At 63.4% G+C, this 967-nt stretch carries 1 pseudogene; it reads right to left on the reverse strand.

From position 1 onward, the window contains the following. Window positions 1-23 precede the first annotated feature (23 nt). Window positions 24-889 (reverse strand): annotated as a pseudogene (locus tag INT40_RS20365) (IS5 family transposase). Between the last annotated feature and the right edge of the window lie 78 nt (window positions 890-967).

Genomic DNA, 967 nt, shown 5'->3' on the forward strand with positions numbered 1-967 from the left:
GCCTAGCGCGTGTCCTGTAAGTGTCACCTGAGGCGGAGGACGAGGCTGGCGATGATGATCTCACTGGTGTAGTAGGCGGCACGTTTGGCATAGCGAGTCGCCAAGTCACGGAACTGTTTGAACCGGTTGAAGCACCGCTCAACCAGGTTCCGGCGTTTGTATTCTTCCCGATCGAAGGCCGGTGGGCGCCCACCGGCGGGTCCTTTCGCCTGACGACGGCCGATCTGATCAGACCTCTCCGGACAGGTGAACCGCACCTTCTTCGCCCGCATCGCGGCTCTGGTTGACGGGTGCGAATACGCCTTATCGGCCAGCACTGCTTCCGGGATGGTGCGTGGCCGGCCCGGGCCGGGGCGGCGAACACTGATCTGCTCCAGCAACGGCAGCAGCTGAGGGTTGTCTCCGACTTGGCCCTCGGTGAGGATGATGCTCAGCGGTATGCCCGCTCCATCGACGGCCAGGTGGATCTTCGAGGTCAGTCCTCCGCGGGATCGGCCGAGGCATTCTCCGGCCACAGCGAGGGCCTCGACCGGATCAGTGCAGCCCCCTTTTTCCGGGCACCAGCTGCATGCTGGTGCGCCCGAACGGAGGTCGAGTCCACTGACAGTACCCACTCGAGGTCGCCGGTGGCGTCGTCCTTGACGACGGCTTCGTCGAGGATCTTTGCCCAGGTGCCGTCCATGGTCCAGATCCTCAGCCGTTCGTGGCAGGTCTTCCACGGACCGTACCTGTCGGGGACGTCTCGCCATGGTGCTCCGGTGCGTAGTTTCCACAGGATCCCATTGATGACCTGTCGATGATCGCGCCACCTGCGGCCCTTGCCGTTGGCCGGTAGCAGTGGTGCGATGGCCTCCCATGCTTTGTCGGTGAGTTCTCCGCGTCCAACCATGTGCCCAGGTGAGCAGAAATCAGGACCGATGAATAGCAGCCACGCCGCTGGCACGAACACTTACAGGACACGCGCTAG

This window comes from Brevibacterium sp. FME17 (assembly GCF_014897515.1).
GTDB lineage: Bacteria > Actinomycetota > Actinomycetes > Actinomycetales > Brevibacteriaceae > Brevibacterium.